Raw genomic sequence first — 14,936 nt, forward strand, 5'->3', positions numbered from 1 at the left:
GCTACCGGGGGTTGTCGAGTTCGCCCACGTATCCCGCCAGTTCGAACGCGACAACCTGCGGATCGTAGGCAAGCGGCACGGCCTCGGCGGCGAGGGCGTGGGCCTTCTCCCACAGCTGGAGCGCGCGTGCAAGCGATGCGCCCGTGCGCCCGCGCGCCGCGCCGGCGATGAACGCGGGGACCAGCTCGACAAACGCCTCGAAGCGCGCCTGCGCGGTCTTGCCGGCAAGCGATTTCGCCAGCGCCATCGCATCGCCCTCCCCCTTCGAAAGCCCGACGAGCGCCTCGGTAAGCTTGCCGACATCGAGCCCGGCGAAGCGCAGCGCGCGGCCCGGCGAGCCTTCCGCAAGCGGCACCAGCGCCTCGACCTCCGCCGCGGTGCTGTCGGTGAGTTCGCGGGTGAGCACCGCGCGCACTTCGGCATCGGCGAGCGGCTGGAAACGGAGCGTGCGGCAGCGAGAGCGGATCGTCGGCAGCAGCCGCACCGGGCTGTGACTGACGAGAAGGAACAACGTCTTTTCTGGCGGTTCCTCAAGATTCTTGAGGAAGGCATTGGCAGCACTGCGATTCATCTCGTCGGCGGCATCGACGACGACAACCCGCCAGCCGCCAAGGCCGGGCTTGGACTGGAACAGCGACTGCAGATCGCGGATCTGCTCGACGACGATCTCTGCCCGAAGCGCGCCGCGGTCGTTCAGCCCGCGCTGGAGAACGCGAAGGTCGGGGTGGCTGCCTGCCTCGATCAGCGCGAGCGCCGGGTGCGGCGGCCCCTTGCCATCGGTGAGCACGAAGCGGGCGAGTGCGTGCGCCACGCTCGCCTTGCCGATACCGGGCGGGCCGGTGAGCAGCCAGGCGTGATGAACCTTGCCCTGATCCCACGCGGCGCGGAACATCTCCTGCTGCGCCTGATGCCCGACAATGCCGTTCACAGGCCGAAACGCTCCGCGACGACCGTCCAGACGCGATCGGTGACGTCATCGACTGTTGCGTGGCTCGGGATTACGGTCACATCAGGGAAGCTCAGGAAGCGTTCGCGCACGGCGTTGTGGAAGGCCGGCGGCTCGCCCTCGAAGCGGGCCTCTCCCCCTGCCCGCCCCGCAGCGCGGGCAAGGCCGAGAGCAGGATCGACATCAAGCACGATTGTGAGATCGGGCCAGAGGTCGCCGGTCGCGAACGCATGGAGCCGCCGCAGTTCAGCCTCGTCGAGCCCGCGCGCCGCGCCCTGATACGCGAGTGTCGAGTGCACATAGCGGTCGCAGAGCACCCATTTGCTCTCAGCAAGCGCAGGACGGATGAGGCGCGCGACGTGATCGGCGCGGGCGGCATTCACCAGTAAGGCCTCGACGCGTCCATCCCAACGCCCCGGCTCGCCCTCGACAAGCAGGCTTCGGATATCCTCCGCGCCGGGCGTGCCGCCAGGCTCGCGCGTGGTGATGACAACGACATCCTGCGCGGAGAGACGCGCGGCGAGGCGGCGGAGCTGGGTGCTCTTGCCGCTGCCCTCTCCGCCTTCGAAGCTGATGAAGCGTCCGCCCACGCGGCCTCAGCCGCCGAACACGTGCCTGAACGCCGCCATCATGCGGCCGAACGGCCCCGCCTTCTCCACCGCCTCGGCAGCGACCAGCGGCACGCGCTGCTCGGCGAGGCCAGGCACGGTGAGGACGAGTTCGGCGATCTTCTGGCCCTTGGCGATCGGCGCGGAAATCGGCCCGTCGTAGACGATCTTCGCCCCCACGCCGGAGACGATCGCCTTCGGCACCGAAACCGCCGTGCCCGGCGCGGCGGTGACGCCCACGTCCGGCGCATCGCCGAGAAACACGGGCGCGCGCAGCGCCACCTTGCCGTTTGTGAGGATCGGCTTCGCATCCCACGCGCCGAAGCCCCATTCCATCAGGCGGATCGATTCCTTGACGCGCTCGTCCCACGAGGTGAGCCCCGAGACGACCATGACGAGGCGGCGCCCGTCCTGCTCGGCCGAACCGGTGAAGCCGAAGCCCGCCGCCTCGGTGTGGCCGGTCTTGAGGCCGTCCGCGCCGCGTACCTTGCCCAGAATGGGGTTGCGGTTCGGCTGCGTGATTGGCGCGCCGCCCATCGTCTGGCCCCAGGTGAAGCTGTCGACCGCGTAGAACTGCTTGTAGAGTTCCGGATAGTCCTTGATCGTCCGCTCGGCGATGATCGCGAGATCGTGCGGCGTCACCACCTGCCGGTCATCAGGCCAGCCGTTCGAATTGGTGAAGTGCGAGCCCTTGAGGCCGAGCTTCTTCGCCTCCGCGTTCATCAGATCGACGAACGCGTCCTCGGTGCCCGAAATCCCCTCGGCGAGCACGACGCAGGCGTCGTTCCCCGAAAGCGTGACGATACCGTGCAGCAGATCCTCGACCGAGACTTCCTGATCGACCGACAGGAACATCGTGGAGCCCGCCTTGGGCCCATGCCACTTTTCCCACGTTTCCGCGCGCACGCGGAACTTCTGGTCAAGCTTCAGCTTGCCCTGCTTCACGAGATCGAAGGCGACGTGCGTCGTCATCATCTTCGCCATCGAAGCCGGAGGCATCTGCTGATCGGCCGCCTGCGAAAAGAGCACGGCGCCGGTGCTCATGTCCTTCAGGTACGCGAAGGGCGCGAGGCTCTGGTAGTTGGCGGCGGCGGGGACGGCGAAAGCCAGCATAAGGGCCGAGATCGGCGCGGCAAGACGCATCGCTTGAATTCACTCCTTCTGATCAGCTTCTGCGGAAACCGTCGGGCCCGCACGAGTCTTGACGCAGCTATAGCCCGCGTCCGAAGGCTCCGCCAGCGCGGACGGACGAGCCTACGACAGCTTGAAGAACAGCAAGAACGCGAGCGCCCGGTTCAGCGCCGCCATGTCGTCTGCGCGAAAGCTGACAGTGTTGGCGCCGAGGCGGCGAAACATCGGCAGGAAGGCGAGTACTTCGACCGCGAGGCGGTCGACCAGCGTGAGTTCCACGTCGATCGGGCCGTCCTGCGTCACGAGCCTTGCCTTCTGCCGCGCGGCGACCGCGCGCGCGGCGGCGGCTTCAAGCGTGGCGCACACTGTTTCAGGGGACGGCGACATGGCTGAGAACGTGCCGCAGGCGCGCTTGGTGGTAACCTGCTCGACAGGGCCGAGCGCAGGCCCGTTCTTTTCGATGAAAACGTCGTCGCCAGATATCATTAGCAGCGGCACGCCGAACTGGCCTGCAGTCGCGGCGCTGATGAAAGCTTCGTCGGCCTCGCGGCCATTCAGCTTCACGCTGCGGATGCCGCGGCTCGACATGGTGTGCGCCATCGTGCCCGCGCTGTCCGCTGCGCCGGCGTGGTAACCGATCAACATCGCGCCGGCATAATCGCCGACCTCGATCCCCTGCATCATCAGCAGCGGGCGCGGCCACGAGCGGACGAGCCACGTGCCGGGCGGCATCCTGTTTGCAAGGATCGACAGGCCGTTGCCGTGGGAATCGCATACGACGCACTCGGTGACGCCCGCCGCCTGCGCGCCGCGCACAACGGCGAGCACCTCGTTTGTCATCAACTCACGCGCGGCGGCATATTCGAAACCTTCCGGCCCCGCCTGCTCGCGCGACACGATCCCGGCCACGCCTTCGATGTCTGCGGAAATGAAGAGCCGCATGTGTTGTCCTGCCCCCTGAGTGCTCTGAAATTCAGGCCGTCGGTTTGAGCCCGACGACGCGCGCTTCCGCATAGCCCGCCGCCTGAAGCTGTGCCAGCACCGCTGTGGCACTCGCTTCGTCGGCGAAAGGTCCGACGCGAACGCGGTAAAAGCCCGCGCCAGTGGAGCTGACGTTGCTGACGCCGAAGCGGGTGAGTTCCGCCGCCAGGCTGGAGGCGCGGCCGCGATCGGAGAGCGCCGCGACCTGCACGAAGATCTCGCCGACGGGCGCCGCTATGACCGGGGCCGGGGCCGGCGGGGATGGCAGAGCGGCCACAACCACCGCAGGCTGTTGCCCCTTCGGATAGATGCGCTTCACGTGCACCCGCGCCGTGCCCTGCTGCTCGACCCCGAGAAGCTGCGCGGAGCGGCGCGACAGATCGATGATGCGGTCCTTCGCGAACGGCCCGCGATCGTTGACGCGCACGACGAGCTTGCGGCCGTTTTCGAGGTTCGTCACCTCCACATAGCTCGGCATCGGCAGCGTGCGGTGCGCGGCAGTGACGTCATTCTCGTCGAACTGCTCGCCGTTCGCAGTGGACTTGCCGTGGAACGTGGGGCCGTACCACGAGGCGGTGCCGGTTTCCTGATAGTGCGGATCGTCGGAGGGGTAATACCACTTGCCCGCGATCTGATAGGGATTGCCGACCTTGTAGGTGCCCGCGCTCTTCGGCGCCTGCACGCTACCGGCGCACGCGGAGAGCAGCGGCAGCAGCAGGAACGGCACAACGCCGCACCGGAAAGACCGAAGACCGCTCATGAAACTCTTCCCCCGCCGAACATGTGGTGCGGGAACTGGAATCACCGAACGGCGGCGCAGTCAAGCGCGCAGTATCAGCTTCCGCTGCGCAGCTGGTCCGCGAGCAGGCCCACCGAAAGTGCGTAGAAGTTCGAGCAGTTGTAGGCGAGCAGCGAACGGAAGTTGCCGTAGGCGAGATAGGCGCCCTTGCCGGGACCATCGGGCTCGACGAGCGTCGCGAGCGTGTCGTCGGCGGGCCACGTGCGGCCGTCCTGCGGCTGTAGGCCGAGTTCGCGCCATTCCTTCACGGGAATCCAGCGGCTGTGCTTCGCAAGCACGCGCGTGCAGCTTTTGGGCTCGATGGTGTTGAGGACGCGGATGCGGTCCAGCGCTGCGGGCACGGATACGCGCATCGCCCAGTCGCCGCCCGTCACCCAGCCGTTGTTCTTGAGGTAGTTCGCGATGGAGGCGGCGGTGTCCGCGCGGCTCTGCCAGATGTCCGCCTTGCCGTCACCGTCGAAATCGACCGCGTTCGTCAGGTAGGAGGAGGGCAGGAACTGCGGGTTGCCGGTGGCCCCCGCCCACGAGCCGACCAGCTGGCTGCGCGGCACGCCGCTGTCGATCATCCGGAGCGCCGCGATCAGCTCGCGCGTGAACAGGGCCTCGCGGCGACCATCGAACGCGAGACTCGCGAGCGAGCGGACGAGGTCGAAATTGCCCGTGTAGCCGCCGTAGCTCGTTTCCATGCCCCAGATACCGAGCATGATCTCGGGCGGCACGCCGTAACGGCTCTCGACGGCGCGGAGCGTCGGGCCGAGGTCGGCGGCGAGGCGCTTGCCGGGGTTGATGCGCGCGGGGACGAGGCGCGCGGCGAGATAATCGCTGAACAGCGGCACGTTCTGCGGGCGGCTGTCGTCTGGCTGGGCGCGGTCCAGCGCCACGACGCGCGGGCTGTAGGTGAGGCGGTCAAGCGCGCTCGAAAGTGTCGCGGCGCTGATCCCCTCTCCCGCCGCGCGGGCACGGAAATCGGCGAGCCATGCCTGGAAACGCATCTGCGTGGAAGGCTCGGGCGGCGCTTCAGCGGTTGAAGTTTCGGCCGCTGGCATCTGCGCGGAAGACGCGGCCGGAGCAAGCAGGGCCACGGCGATTGCCGCAAAGCGCAGGATCAAGATTTCTCTCCTTCAGCCGGGCAGCCCAGCCTACATGCTTGAAACCGCAATCCCAATAGGCGATGAGACGCCCGCAGCGGACAGGTGGCCGAGTGGTTTAAGGCAGCGGTCTTGAAAACCGCCGTGCGGGTAACCGTACCGTGGGTTCGAATCCCACCCTGTCCGCCATTCACGCCTAAGCTATTGATATAAAAGGAAATTATTCCAGAAAGTGGCGCGGTTCCGCGCCGTTTGCGGAGGTGGTCCGGTCTGCAGAGAGCGTATCTGGAGCAACATTTGGTCCCTCTGGCGGCTTTTTCTCCGTCGCCCATTTCGGCAGTACGGAGTGGCCGCAGCGATGGGTGCATCATGCGCGCGATCGTAGGAGGGCCCCGATCCACCAGAGATGGCAACCTTGGAACCGACCTGTTGCAGACTACCGGATTCTCTCGGTACGGACTTATTGCCTAGCAGGAGGTGTGTGGTGCAGACCGGACTGAACGATGCAGGTCAATATTATCGCGTGATTTCCGGGGGTTACACGACCCCAGTCTGATGTTTCGAATCTCTTTCCCTCCGCCACAAATTAATAAGTTATTGATATAAAAGGGTAATTCCTTAGAAAGTGGCGCAGTTCTGCGCCGTTTTGGGCGATGGCCCGGTCTGTAGAGAGCATATCCGGGCCAACATTTGATCGCTCCGACGGCTTTTTCTCTATCGCCCAATTTGGCAGTACGGAGTGGGCAGCGATTGGCTGCCTTGTTCGTTCGGCAACGCAAAGCCGCGCCGAAGCGCTGCTAGTGGTATAACGCGTTGAGATGGATCACATCCCGAACAAAGCGATCTGCTCGTTCCAGTCGATCGGCAGGTTGGCGGTACGGAGAGATGTAGCGCTGACTGACGAAGGCTGGGTTCCGGCAAGGATGGCTTCGACGATCGCGGGCGCGAGAAAGTTTAGCCGGACCAGCCGCGATACCCATGAGTCGTTGACCTTCTCATCGCGTGCGATGGTGGCGATGTCGATCGCGCCGGTCTGAAGCAGTTTCCACCAGCCGCGCCCCTTGCGCAACAACTCAATGAGGCCAGGATCGGGTTTGGCTTGTGACACCGGTCGGCCATCACGCTGGACCAGCCGGATGGCCCGGCCGGTGCGGGTCAGACAGACCGGCGAGCGAAGCGGGATCGAGGTCTGTGCACCTGCAGGGTGCTCGACAACCAGAGCTGCGGACAGAGCCGTGACGGACAGCTCGACCGTTAGCTCGTGTGGCTGGACCGCGACCTTTGCCACAAGATCGCGGATCGCAGCGCGCTGCTTGCTACGGACGAAAGTGGCAAGCTGTTCGGCCTTTTTGAGGATCATGCGTAGGCGATTACTTTCGAGCGGTATCCCTGCTCGCGCGAGCAGGGCCAGCGGATCATCGAGCGCCTCGCCTAGAAGCTGGCTGACGGCTGCCTCGATCTCCAGCGCAGGGATGCGCAGGCCGTCCCTCGAGCTTGCGTTCGGATCATGCTGGAGCGACCGGCTCACATAGTAGCGATAGCGGACCTTCTTCTTGCAGGCATGGACAGCGACCAGGGGTTCACCGTGCTGATCAAAGATGCGGCTCGCAAGCAGACTGGGCGATTGTGCTCTGCTGCCTGACCTCTCGCCTTGCAGATTGGCGGCAAGCATCTGCTGGACGCTGTCCCAAGTCGTACGATCGATGATCGCCTCATGTTTTCCGGCATAGACCTGACCTTTGTGATGGATTTCGCCGATGTAGATGGGATTGGAAAGTAGCTTGTAGATCTGGCCGCGGGTGAACGGGCGACCACCTGTCGTTCTCCCTGTCGTGGCGGTGCGTTCCGGAGCAATGATGCCTTCACCTGCCAGTTCGCCGGCAACCAACCGGACATTCCCGAGATCAAGGTAGCGCGCGAAGATGTGTTGGACGATTTCGGCATGCTCCTCGACGATCGTCAGCGTCCTGCCGTCGGGCTTGTAGCCGAGCGGCGGGTTCCCGCCCATCCACATGCCACGAGCCTTGGATGCGGCGATCTTGTCGCGGATGCGCTCGGCGGTGACCTCGCGTTCGAACTGGGCGAAGGAGAGCAGCATGTTGAGTGTGAGCCGGCCCATGCTGTTGGTGGTGTTGAACGACTGGGTTACCGAGACGAACGATACGTTCGTCCTGTCGAAGGCCTCGACGAGCTTCGCAAAGTCGAGCAGCGAGCGGCTCAGCCTGTCGACCTTATAAACAACCACGGTGTCGACCCTGCCTGCTTCGATGTCCCGCATCAGCCGCTGGAGTGCTGGTCGCTCCAGCGTTCCGCCCGATAGCCCGCCGTCATCATATTCACTGGGGTGCAGCGTCCAGCCTTCGGACGCCTGGCTGAGGATATAAGCGGCGCAGGCCTCGCGCTGCGCATGGAGTGAGTTGAAGTCCTGCTCGAGACCTTCCTCGCTCGATTTCCGCGTGTAGATCGCACAACGGACCTTCTTCATGCCGCTGCCTTTCGCTGTTTGAGGCCAAAGAAGGCAGGACCCGACCAGCGCGTACCGGTGATGGCGCGGGCTACCTCGCTGAGGCTTTTCCAACGCTGCCCGTTCCAGTGGATCGCGCCGGTATCATCGACAGTGACGGCGTGCACCGTTCCCTGCCATTCGCGGACTAGCCGCAGGCCGGGCGCGAGGGGTATCGCACGCGGGCGCGCATCACCCGAATCGTCCAGCTGCAGCCGGGTAGCACGCGACAAGCCGCCCTTTTCTCTGGCCTGTATCTCGTAGCCCAGCGCGAGCCGCAGCATGGCAATGCTGAGCCGAGGCACCGGACGATCGGTGAGCTTTGCCCATCGTTCCTGAATCTCGGCGCGGGACATGTGCGCGATTTCGCACAATGCATGATCGAGCTTGGCCACGATCATGCCTCCGTCGCGATGCGGTAGCAGGTCGTATCCCCGCGCTTGCCCTTCGCGATGCTATGGCCCTTTTTCCGGAGGCCGGTCAGCGCGGCGCGGGTGGTGTGGGGCAGCCAACCAGTGGCCGCGATCATCTCCTCGAGCGTCGCGCCCTCATCGCGCCGAAGGAGTGACAGCACCGTGCCGATCTTGCTAGCCGGGCGGGATGAGGGGTTGCTCACGGGAGGAGCCTTGCCCTGGGGTTCATCGGATGCCCGATTTTCTTCTTCCTCTTCCTGACCCGCACCAGTTGCTGCCCGGCCTGCGGCGGTGATCCGCACGCCGATAAGCCGGTCCCGGTCTGTCGGCAGTGACCCGTTGACATCCGATGTATCGAGTTCCGCCGCCAGGCCGCGTCGGAGGAGAGATTTGATGGCCTTGTCGACCGCGGGCGTACGTTCGCCGATGCTGTCCGGTGGCGGCAGCAGGCTGCCGTCGTCGCGCTGCGCCGCAGCCGAAAGAAGGACGAGTTGCAGATCGCTGAGGCGTAGGATGGTCATGGATGGTGCTCCTGCTTCGGAGCGGCACCGCGCCGCTCCCACCACCCGAAGCCCCGCCGGTCACGCCGGTCGGGGTAACGGCCGCTGTGGCCGGCCGCGATTCAGTGACAACAGCAATGCTTCGTTCCACCGCGAAGTCGAATGGAATATGCGAATGCTGGAAAAGCTGGGTCTGGACATGGTCCAACCCCTGCGGCTTGGTCGAATCATGTCTGAAGGTGCTGAAACCCGCCGCGAAACTATCCGCCGATTATTCTATCTCATCACAATCGCCGCCGAGGACGCGGCGGCATTGGCGGTCGAAGGACAATCGAGGAGATTGTTGCCCGAAGACGCGAGGACTTCCGCAGCCAATCTCCTAGAGCTCGGCATAAGGATCGAGATTCTCTCGTCGGCGATAACGGAATTGATCGAGGGTGCCGAAAAAGGTGTTGAGACGGCCTGATCATGGCGAACGTTTGCGGACACTCCGGTTAGTCCGCTTATGAAAATGGAATTGGGATAAGCGGACATTTCTCACTGCCGGAGGTTATGGCAGCTTCGCGTTACCGTTGCCGCCGTTCACTCCAATCAGCGCGCAGTCCGGAGCGATGCACCATCAGCACTGATCGTGAAGCTGACATAGCCGTCGCGGCGGGTGGTGATTACGCGCCGATACTCACCTTTGTGGCTTACGCCTGAAGCATGCCTGCGATAGAGCGAAATCGTCTCCTGCGTCGCATATTGAATGCCGCAGTCCGATATCACAAAGAGCACCGGATTGAGATCGGTCCATTCGAAGAGTTCGCGGCAATATCCGTTGAGCCTGCCGTGATGAGACGCCACGAACACGGTGATGTCGCGCATTTCAGCGCGAAAGTCTTCGCGCCGGAGCAATGCTTGCCACCCTGCGCGCTCCATGTCGCCTGCGTATAAGATGGAAAATGCAGTATCGCCATTGTATCCCGGCCAGCGCATTACTGTGACAAGACTCAGATTGTTCTCATCTTCAAAATCGTCGGGATAGCGGTTCCAGAATTGACGATATGTCATGCCGTCATAGTCCGGCCAATACGAGACTGAAGCGCTATAATCCTTCGTCATGTCAGCAAGCGCGGCGATCCCTCGCCCCATCCCGCGTTGCTTCTTCAACCTATACAAATCGGGGCCGGCGACGGTGGGGTTTCGATTTAATATCCCGACCCCGACAGCGTTGAGCACCCCAGGGAGGTCGCTCACATGATCTTCGTCGCAGTTCGTTATGATGAGTTCGTCGAGGTGACGAATGCCCCGATGACGCAGCATTTCAGAGGGGCGCCATCCCGTACCGCCGTTGTGCCCGCAATCGATAAGAAGATGTGCCCCGGTGGAACTCGTCAACAGCGAACATTGGCCGTGCGCCACATCGAAGATTTCCAGCAACGACAAGACTAGTCATCCCCATCGGTCGAAGAGATCGACGCGTCATATCCCCAATGCTGGTCAAGAAGCGCCTTAGTCACCTGTTCACCACGGCGAATCAAACGATCCGCCCATTCGTCCGACATCGCATGGAAGTCCGTCGGATATGCGCTTACATGCGAGCGAGGGATGAGGTCTTCAGGCGCTTCTAGAAGCTGTTCATCTGGCTGATCGATGTAAGGCAGGAGCACGGCCTTGACCTTGCCGTTCATTTGGACGTCGAAAAGCCGCTGAACGGCCGCGTTCTGCGCGCGCGCATGAACGGCGAAGAAAGACGCCCGCATGCGAGATCCAATGAACGTCGGAGCAGGGTCGTGGCCTAAACCGTAACCGGCGCGGCAGGCAATGAGCCGATCGTGCGGCCTCACGAAAAAACTGACATTCGGGTCGCGGTCGGGCCAGAGCGGCGAGAGACCGCTATTGTCATATACCCCGCCGTCGGTGAGTATAACCGCGCGAAGTGCTTCCTCGCCACCTTTGCTGAAGACGAGTTCTTCGTCGAGAGCTGGCAGGAGTAGTGGATACGCGGCCGAAGCGACGACAGCATGTGCTAACGATATCCCGTCCGCTTTGGCCGAACCAAATCTCCACGAAGCAAGGCCCTCCCGCGTAAAATAGAAAGCCGATTTCGTTTGCAGCTCGCAGGATACAATGATGAGGCGTGGCCGATCCGCACGAAGGTCGGAAAGTTTGGCACCATCAAAAGACTGATCGAGCGCGCGACGAAGGATTGTGGTGCGACTAAAACGGCGCTTCAGGCGGCTCTTGCGTAGCCATGCTGTCGGAGAAGAAGGCGCGAATCCCGCGAGACGGCGCGCAGCACGCAGAAACATCGCCAACATACGGTCGGCGCCGATGACGAGGAACTGTAGAAGGGCCTTGATGCCTTCGGGGGTCGATAATGCAACTCTGATCGACGGCTTGACGAGCCCTTTTGCTAGCATTGCGCGAGCCTTGACCTCGAAATGTGAAAAATCCCCCGGCGTTGCACAGTAGAGCGCAGCCAGAACGCTTCCTCCCGAAACCGAAGAGATTGTTTCGACCTGTTGGAGAACGCCCGCCGCGTGGAGCGCTCGCAAACAACCGAGATGGAAAGCCATTGCGCGCGATCCGCCGCCCGAGAGGGCAATTGCTGTTCCAGCGGGGGAAGCCTTATTCATCGTCGCCATAAACAATTACCCCCTCAATTCGCCCACGACCTGCCCATCCAACGCGGATCCAGCTGTCCTCCGCGCCACATATCATCATGGCGAATGGCGAACCTGTAGGTTCGATCTGTGCAGCAAGATGGGAAAAGACCCCTTCATCGTCAGTGCTAGGCCGAGCCGCGGCACCATCGGGATGGCTATGCCACTCCCCAACGTATTGAAGTTGGCCCGCGCTGTCCTGAGTGAGTGCGTCCATGATTGGACGAAGGTTATGGGCGCCACGGATGAAATAGGTAGGCGACTGGCGGCTATCCGGCGGCGCTGGCAAAGCTGCGACGACGTGGAGGATGTTTCTGCGAAGGTCGAAGGTGCCGACGAGAATCCCACCCGTTTCGTTGGGCGAGCGCTCCTCGCGAAGGGCCTGCATCGCATGCACCACGTTGTTCGAGATGGACACCCGCATTGCCTCATGCTCGACCCGCTTGGTCGGGCTTAGTGGAAGATCAACGGGGACAACGAGCGCGGTCGCAGGATCCATTCGCCATACGCGGGCCGATGCGGCTTTGTCGCCCAGGATTGCAAGGAGCCTACCGGTCGCAATCCCCGAGAGAGTCTGGACTTGCCAAGGCGGCAGTGGCCGCGTCAAATCTTGGCACGCGTTCGCATAGCGCAACCGATCAACACGTGCAGACGCAAAATGTCTGGCGAGAAAAGGATCCGCGCCACTTGCGAGAAAATACTGCGCCTCGATCTCGTCGATCTGCAGCTTGCGGTCGGCGTCTTCAGCGAGAACGACTAAATCCGAGCCGTCGGGATTGAAGAAGAAACTCGCGGCGCGTCTTACAGCGCTATGGTCGGCGATATATCCTACCACAGCGGGGGAGGCGCTAAGGTCGATCACGAAATCCGCGTCCGTAAATGCGGTTTCGATAGCGTCGGCATGTTCGCCGGGCTTCAGTATGTTGGCGATGATACTAGAAGCGCCGCCAGCTTCGGCAATCAGCAGGCTTGCATCATGTGCCAGGGCGAGTGCTTTCGGTACGCCGACTGCCTGTGCCGTTTGCGTTTGACGCACGATGTTGTGCGGCAAGACGAGATCATCGTCGATGATCGTCCAACTTCCAACTCCTGCTTTCATGCTGTTGACCACAAGGTTCGATCCTATCGCACCTGCGCCGATCGCGACGAGGGTTGCGTCAGTCGAACCCTGATTGGCGGAATATTCCCGCGCTAATGAGCGATCGAGTTGCTGCACTACGCGCCATGGCATCAAGAGGAGCTGCGAAAGATCGGCGGGCTGTCCTCCAAGTGCAGCCGCCGTTTGCATCTGTCCGCCCGTTTCGGCAGTTATGGTGATACCGAGATGTTCGCCAAGTTCGGCAAGTGTCCCGAGCGAACTATACGCCCAAATCTGATAGCTTTCGGGCGCATCATCTGCACTGCGCTTGAGCGGGATGACGATGAGTAGAAGGGCCCGAAATTTTTGGGCGCCTTCGATTTGTGGGGGGGCCAGAAGCCAAGGTCGAAGGGTCTCCCACAGGTCTACCCCGAATTCTGCGATGAGGGCAGCGAGCGCCCCGAAATCGTAGGGTCGACTTTTCAGGGCGCCATGGACGACCGGGTCAAGCTGCATTGAGAACAATGCGAATGAGAGGGGCGGCGGAATACTGGGCGCCGCAGCGTCGAGAAGAAGTGTGTATCGCTTATCGACTTCGGCGGAACGAACCACATGCCATGGCCCTGCAGGCAGACCCGCCGGCATGATAAGCGTGTTTGAGGTGCCGGGAAGTAGCGGCTCAAGACCTTGGTCCGCCGGATGAACATCTCCCCGCGCGGTTCGACTGAACCAATCTCGCATTCGCTCGACGAACGATTGCCCAGTTAGAATTCGGGACAAATTCTCCCAAGGCTCTTCCCACAGACATAGCGCGACACCGTCGGCTTCCATGTCCCGGTTCGTGTGGACAAGATCGAGGTCGACAGGAAAGTCGCCTCGAGCTGAAAAAACGCGCGGGGGTTCCTCGTCGCTCTTATCAAAGAGGACCGTAACCGGTTCATGGTTTAGTATGGGCACCTTGCGATGCTGAGGAAGCTCAGGCTCGAGCCGGATATGAAGCAAGTCTGCGCTTTCCCGGACTGCGATCCCAGTGAGTTCGGCGAAGGGCAAGTCTGCGGATGTCGTGAGATAGGCGACAACCGATTGCGCAAGCTTAGAAGTGAGTGCCGCTGCCTCTGCCGTCACAGCCCCGCTCGCGGCGCCGAGTTGCCGAGCAACACCGAGGCACCTCCAGCTGCCTTCAAGATCGTATAGCCATTTCCGCCGATCTCAATCACCAGCGGCCTTGGTTTCGTCTTGCTGGGATGTTCCATCGACACGATGAATTGGCCGTCGTTGTCCTTCACAGTGCGCTTGTAATAATTGGCCGCTTGACGATGGGGTGGCTGCACCGTGTCTTCAGAGGGGATGGGGTCGCTAGTCGAGACTGCGATCGCATTCGCGCAAGCTTGCTCCTCGTAGAGCCATTTCAGGCGATCGCTCGGTTCAGTCTCATCGCTGCCCTTCTCCGCCGCTAGAGAGGTGTAGCTGCAATGATGCGGGATGTTGTTGATGTCCCATTCAAGCCGCACGTCATTCTTGTGAAAGCGGGTAACGCGAACGATGTCATCGATCGTCGCATGGTCGACGTCTGCTGAAAGGATGAGCTTCGTTTCCCGACCATTGACGCTAAAAGTGGCTTGCATGAACAGTGCAGATTGATTGCGAACAATAAGCTTGCCGTCGCAATGCTCGGCGAACGGCGAATGCGCGAAGAACTCCACCCCGTCAGCAGCAATATTGAACTCGGGGCAGAGATTGCCGGCATCGGTGATTAGGTTGCGCCGCGTTGCAGGATCGATTCCTCGCTCAATCAGGAAGTCATCCAGCTGATCGGGGCGTGAGAATACACGGATGCCTTTGCCCTCAATGAAACGATGGCGCGCTTCGGCGCGCAACGTCCGCGCCTGTCCCTCGACGCCTACTTCAAGAATGGCGGCCGCGGGCACCCACATCGTCTTGATTTTGATGCGTTCGTCGTCCTGGTATTTCTCCGCGTGCTCGAGAAAGAAGACGTCTTTTGCGCGCTTGCAATGATCAGTGTCGAGATGGGTGAAAGCGACGACATCGATCTGCTTGTCAGTTCCCATCCGGTCGCGCAGTTCCTTTTCAAGGTCGCAACGCAGATCGTACTGATTGTTGGGGTCCCGCATGTCCGCGAAATCAAATAGTGCCCGCCGGCCGTTCTCAAGCTCAATGAGGCAGCTGTCGGCATTGCCGATTGGAAAAAAGCGCACACTATGCACTGGATATCCCCCTAAT

Annotated in this window: 14 protein-coding genes and 1 tRNA gene; 2 read left to right on the plus strand and 13 right to left on the minus strand. The window is 62.2% G+C overall.

Translation table 11 applies throughout. From position 1 onward, the window contains the following. Position 1: 1 nt before the first annotated feature. From ACFQ00_RS17710 to ACFQ00_RS17735, 6 genes are all read right to left on the minus strand, one after another. Positions 2-928 carry a DNA polymerase III subunit delta' gene (locus ACFQ00_RS17710; protein ID WP_381493999.1) on the minus strand — a complete coding sequence of 309 codons (927 nt, stop codon included), beginning with the start codon at positions 926-928 and terminating at the stop codon, positions 2-4. Next, entirely contained in the window at positions 925-1,536 is a 612-nt protein-coding gene (tmk, locus tag ACFQ00_RS17715) for a dTMP kinase (RefSeq protein WP_381494002.1), read from the minus strand. Before tmk ends, ACFQ00_RS17710 begins: the two co-directional genes overlap by 4 nt. Before the next feature lie 6 nt (positions 1,537-1,542). Beyond that, positions 1,543-2,697, minus strand: coding sequence for a D-alanyl-D-alanine carboxypeptidase family protein (locus ACFQ00_RS17720; protein ID WP_381494005.1), 1,155 nt, complete (start codon positions 2,695-2,697; stop codon positions 1,543-1,545). 111 nt (positions 2,698-2,808) lie between these two features. Then, entirely contained in the window at positions 2,809-3,627 is an 819-nt protein-coding gene (locus ACFQ00_RS17725; protein WP_381494008.1) for a M55 family metallopeptidase, read from the minus strand. Between the two features lie 31 nt (positions 3,628-3,658). Then, entirely contained in the window at positions 3,659-4,426 is a 768-nt protein-coding gene (locus tag ACFQ00_RS17730; RefSeq protein ID WP_381494011.1) for a septal ring lytic transglycosylase RlpA family protein, read from the minus strand. A 74-nt stretch (positions 4,427-4,500) separates the two neighbouring features. After that, positions 4,501-5,574, minus strand: a complete 1,074-nt coding sequence (locus ACFQ00_RS17735; protein WP_381494014.1) for a lytic murein transglycosylase — start codon at positions 5,572-5,574, stop codon at positions 4,501-4,503. Positions 5,575-5,652: 78 nt separating this feature from the next. On the opposite strand from ACFQ00_RS17735, the gene ACFQ00_RS17740 reads away from it, so the two are divergent. Next, positions 5,653-5,742, plus strand: a tRNA-Ser gene (locus ACFQ00_RS17740). Between the two features lie 634 nt (positions 5,743-6,376). Here ACFQ00_RS17740 and ACFQ00_RS17745 read toward each other — a convergent pair. The 3 genes from ACFQ00_RS17745 to ACFQ00_RS17755 are packed head-to-tail and all read right to left on the minus strand — an operon-like array spanning position 6,377 to position 8,990. After that, positions 6,377-8,038: a recombinase family protein gene (locus ACFQ00_RS17745; protein ID WP_381494017.1), complete on the minus strand. Its 1,662-nt coding sequence runs from the start codon at positions 8,036-8,038 to the stop codon at positions 6,377-6,379. Then, positions 8,035-8,457 (minus strand): DUF2924 domain-containing protein, encoded by a 423-nt coding sequence (locus ACFQ00_RS17750; RefSeq protein WP_381494019.1) that lies wholly within the window; start codon positions 8,455-8,457, stop codon positions 8,035-8,037. The genes ACFQ00_RS17745 and ACFQ00_RS17750 overlap by 4 nt, the downstream gene beginning before the upstream one ends. Further along, positions 8,454-8,990 (minus strand): DUF3489 domain-containing protein, encoded by a 537-nt coding sequence (locus tag ACFQ00_RS17755; RefSeq protein ID WP_381494022.1) that lies wholly within the window; start codon positions 8,988-8,990, stop codon positions 8,454-8,456. The genes ACFQ00_RS17750 and ACFQ00_RS17755 overlap by 4 nt, the downstream gene beginning before the upstream one ends. A 154-nt stretch (positions 8,991-9,144) precedes the next feature. Here ACFQ00_RS17755 and ACFQ00_RS17760 point away from each other — a divergent pair, with 154 nt between their 5' ends. Further along, positions 9,145-9,435 (plus strand): hypothetical protein, encoded by a 291-nt coding sequence (locus ACFQ00_RS17760; RefSeq protein ID WP_381494025.1) that lies wholly within the window; start codon positions 9,145-9,147, stop codon positions 9,433-9,435. A 125-nt stretch (positions 9,436-9,560) separates the two neighbouring features. On the opposite strand, the gene ACFQ00_RS17765 is transcribed toward ACFQ00_RS17760, so the two are convergent. The 4 genes from ACFQ00_RS17765 to ACFQ00_RS17780 are packed head-to-tail and all read right to left on the minus strand — an operon-like array spanning position 9,561 to position 14,920. Continuing rightward, positions 9,561-10,397, minus strand: a complete 837-nt coding sequence (locus ACFQ00_RS17765) for a ComEC/Rec2 family competence protein (RefSeq protein ID WP_381494028.1) — start codon at positions 10,395-10,397, stop codon at positions 9,561-9,563. A gap of 2 nt (positions 10,398-10,399) precedes the next feature. Continuing rightward, complete coding sequence (locus ACFQ00_RS17770) at positions 10,400-11,599, minus strand: patatin-like phospholipase family protein (RefSeq protein WP_381494031.1); 1,200 nt, start codon at positions 11,597-11,599, stop codon at positions 10,400-10,402. Then, positions 11,583-13,820 (minus strand): Mov34/MPN/PAD-1 family protein, encoded by a 2,238-nt coding sequence (locus ACFQ00_RS17775; RefSeq protein ID WP_381494034.1) that lies wholly within the window; start codon positions 13,818-13,820, stop codon positions 11,583-11,585. Before ACFQ00_RS17775 ends, ACFQ00_RS17770 begins: the two co-directional genes overlap by 17 nt. Continuing rightward, positions 13,817-14,920 (minus strand): hypothetical protein, encoded by a 1,104-nt coding sequence (locus tag ACFQ00_RS17780; protein ID WP_381494037.1) that lies wholly within the window; start codon positions 14,918-14,920, stop codon positions 13,817-13,819. The genes ACFQ00_RS17775 and ACFQ00_RS17780 overlap by 4 nt, the downstream gene beginning before the upstream one ends. Positions 14,921-14,936 lie beyond the last annotated feature (16 nt).

It is taken from the genome of Sphingosinicella xenopeptidilytica (assembly GCF_042676985.1).
Taxonomy (GTDB): domain Bacteria; phylum Pseudomonadota; class Alphaproteobacteria; order Sphingomonadales; family Sphingomonadaceae; genus Sphingosinicella; species Sphingosinicella xenopeptidilytica.

Coding starts and splice junctions, on each gene's coding strand:
- ACFQ00_RS17745 (WP_381494017.1), bottom strand. CDS start 8,038: ATGAAGAAGGTCCGTTGTGCGATCTACACGCGGAAATCGAGCGAGGAA.
- ACFQ00_RS17760 (WP_381494025.1), top strand. CDS start 9,145: ATGCTGGAAAAGCTGGGTCTGGACATGGTCCAACCCCTGCGGCTTGGT.
- ACFQ00_RS17770 (WP_381494031.1), bottom strand. CDS start 11,599: ATGGCGACGATGAATAAGGCTTCCCCCGCTGGAACAGCAATTGCCCTC.
- ACFQ00_RS17720 (WP_381494005.1), bottom strand. CDS start 2,697: ATGCGTCTTGCCGCGCCGATCTCGGCCCTTATGCTGGCTTTCGCCGTC.
- ACFQ00_RS17730 (WP_381494011.1), bottom strand. CDS start 4,426: ATGAGCGGTCTTCGGTCTTTCCGGTGCGGCGTTGTGCCGTTCCTGCTG.
- ACFQ00_RS17755 (WP_381494022.1), bottom strand. CDS start 8,990: ATGACCATCCTACGCCTCAGCGATCTGCAACTCGTCCTTCTTTCGGCT.
- ACFQ00_RS17750 (WP_381494019.1), bottom strand. CDS start 8,457: ATGATCGTGGCCAAGCTCGATCATGCATTGTGCGAAATCGCGCACATG.
- ACFQ00_RS17725 (WP_381494008.1), bottom strand. CDS start 3,627: ATGCGGCTCTTCATTTCCGCAGACATCGAAGGCGTGGCCGGGATCGTG.